Origin of the sequence: Mycobacterium sp. (genome assembly GCF_032162605.1) — a bacterium.
In the GTDB taxonomy this organism is placed as follows: Bacteria; Actinomycetota; Actinomycetes; order Mycobacteriales; family Mycobacteriaceae; genus Mycobacterium.
Genome location: NZ_JAVROT010000003.1, coordinates 1 through 2,775, shown reverse-complemented (window position 1 = coordinate 2,775; position 2,775 = coordinate 1). Strand labels below are relative to the sequence as shown.

Here is a 2,775-nt window from a genome sequence, read left to right as displayed (position 1 = left end):
CGGCCTTCTTGACCGGCGCCTTGGTCGCGGCCTTCTTGACCGGCGCCTTGGTCGCGGCCTTCTTGGCCGGTGCCTTGGTCGCGGCCTTCTTCACGGGCGCCGCCTTCTTGACGGCGGCCTTCTTCACGGGCGCCGCCTTCTTGGCGGGCGCCGCCTTCTTGGCGGGCGCCTTGGTCGCGGCCACCTTCTTGGCCGGAGCCTTGGTGGCAGCCTTCTTCACGGCCTTCTTGGCTGCCGTCTTGCGGGCGGGGGCCGCCGTTGCGCCACGCTTCACGGCTGGACCTTCCGATGGGAGACGCTGTGCGCCAGACACAACCGCCTTGAATTGAGCGCCGGGCCGGAATGCCGGGACCGACGTTGGCTTGACCTTGACCGTCTCTCCGGTGCGCGGGTTGCGCGCAACGCGGGCGGCACGGCGACGCTGCTCGAACACGCCAAAGCCGGTAATGGTGACGCTGTCGCCCTTGTGGACGGCACGCACGATGGTGTCCACGACGTTCTCCACGGCGGCGGTCGCCTGCCGACGATCGGTGCCCAACTTGTCCGTGAGGACGTCGATGAGCTCTGCCTTGTTCATGCAAAACCTCCGAAGCCAGTGGCCCACTCTGAGCCGACTAGTGCCCACGGTAAACCTTCACACCGCTGATTTCCAAGAGCCACGCCCAATTTCAGGGATAGCTGCTGAATTCTCAGCAATCAGGTTGCCCCACACCGGCAGTGGTACGGGGGTCCTAGAACAGGCTTGCTGGGGCGCGATTTCGGCCCCCCGTGGCCCGCTGTCAGGTCGGCAGAGTGCGCGGTTTCCAGCTTGGCCTGCGCTCCTCGAACGCCGAGATCTCATCCTGTTTCCGCAGCGTAAGGCCTATATCGTCGAGACCCTCGAGCAGCCGCCATGCGGTGTAGTCGTCAATCTTGAACGGCAACAGGACCGTTCCCGCGGCAATGGTTCGATCTCGTAGATTCACAGTGATTTCCAGGCCGGGTTGCTGCTCGATGAGCTTCCAGAGCAGTTCCACGTCGTCCTGTGCGACTTCGGCGGCCAGAAGACCCGACTTTCCCGAATTCCCGCGGAAGATGTCCGCGAACCTCGACGAGATGACGACCCGGAATCCGAAATCCATCAGTGCCCACACCGCGTGCTCACGCGACGAGCCGGTGCCGAAGTCGGGGCCTGCCACCAACACCGAGCCCCTGTCGAACGGCGGGAGGTTCAGCACGAAGGACGGATCGTTGCGCCAGGCCGCGAACAACCCGTCCTCGAAACCCGTTCGGGTGACCCGCTTCAGGTACACCGCCGGGATGATCTGGTCGGTGTCGACGTTCGACCGCCGCAGCGGGACGCCGATTCCGGTGTGGTCGTGGAAGGCTTCCATGGCAGTCTCCTAGCGATTCTCGGACAGGTCGGCCGGTGAGGACAGGGTGCCGCGAACGGCGGTGGCCGCCGCGACGGCAGGCGAAACCAGGTGAGTACGACCGCCCTTGCCCTGGCGTCCCTCGAAGTTTCGGTTCGACGTCGCCGCGCACCGCTCACCGGGTGCGAGCTGATCGGGGTTCATGCCGAGGCACATCGAGCACCCGGCCTGGCGCCACTCCGCCCCCGCGGCGGTGAAGATCTCGCCCAGGCCTTCGGATTCCGCCTGCGCCCGCACCCGCATCGACCCGGGCACCACCAGCATCCGCATCCCGTCGGCGACCTTCCTGCCACGCAGGATGTCCGCGACGACCCTGAGATCCTCGATGCGCCCGTTGGTGCACGAACCCACGAAGACGGTGTCGATGGCGATGTCGCGCATTGCGGTGCCCGGCGATAAGTCCATGTAGACCAACGCCTTCTCGGCCGACTGGCGCTCCCCCTCGTCGAACATCAATTCGGGGTCGGGCACCGTGGCGGAGAGCGGAACGCCCTGCCCGGGGTTCGTCCCCCAGGTGACGAACGGGCTGAGCGTCGCCGCGTCGAGGTACACCTCGGTGTCGAATTCGGCGCCCTCGTCGGTGCGCAAGCGGGTCCACGCCTCGACGGCGGTATCCCAGTCGGCGCCCGCGGGCGCGTGCGGGCGGCCCCGCAGGTATTCGAACGTCGTCTCGTCGGGCCCGACCATGCCTGCGCGGGCGCCGGCCTCGATGCTCATGTTGCAGACCGTCATCCGGCCTTCCATGGACAGCGCCTCGATGGCGCTGCCGCGGTACTCGATCACGTAGCCCTGGCCACCGCCGGTGCCGATCTTCGCGATCACCGCCAGGATGATGTCCTTGGCGCTGGTGCCGGGCGGTAGCACGCCGTCGACGTTGACGGCCATCGTCTTGAAGGGGCGCAGCGGCAGCGTCTGCGTGGCGAGCACGTGCTCGACCTCCGAGGTGCCGATACCCATTGCGAGCGCACCGAACGCGCCGTGCGTCGAGGTGTGACTGTCACCGCACACCACCGTGGTACCCGGCTGGGTGAGTCCGAGCTGTGGACCGATGATGTGGACGATGCCCTGCTCGACGTCACCCATCGGGTACAAGCGCACGCCGAATTCCTTGCAATTGCGGCGCAACGTCTCGACCTGGGTGCGCGACACGGGATCCGCGATCGGCTTGTCGATGTCGATCGTCGGAACGTTGTGGTCCTCGGTGGCGATGGTCAGATCCGTTCGCCGGACGGTCCGTCCGGCCAACCGCAGTCCGTCGAACGCCTGCGGGCTGGTCACCTCATGGACGAGGTGCAGATCGATATAGAGCAGATCGGGTTCCCCCGGCTGCGAGCGCACCACGTGCGCGTCCCAGACTTTCTCC

General features: G+C 66.6%; 3 protein-coding genes. All 3 read right to left on the bottom strand.

Going from position 1 to position 2,775, the window contains the following annotated elements:
• Positions 1–577, bottom strand: a 577-nt coding sequence (locus QOI01_RS00070) for an HU family DNA-binding protein (RefSeq protein ID WP_526377420.1), incomplete at its 3' end; no start/stop codon positions are given.
• A 202-nt stretch (positions 578–779) separates the two neighbouring features.
• Positions 780–1,373 (bottom strand): 3-isopropylmalate dehydratase small subunit, encoded by a 594-nt coding sequence (gene leuD / locus QOI01_RS00065; RefSeq protein ID WP_526377418.1) that lies wholly within the window; start codon positions 1,371–1,373, stop codon positions 780–782.
• Between the two features lie 9 nt (positions 1,374–1,382).
• Positions 1,383–2,775, bottom strand: a 1,393-nt coding sequence (gene leuC / locus QOI01_RS00060; RefSeq protein WP_526377416.1) for a 3-isopropylmalate dehydratase large subunit, incomplete at its 5' end; no start/stop codon positions are given.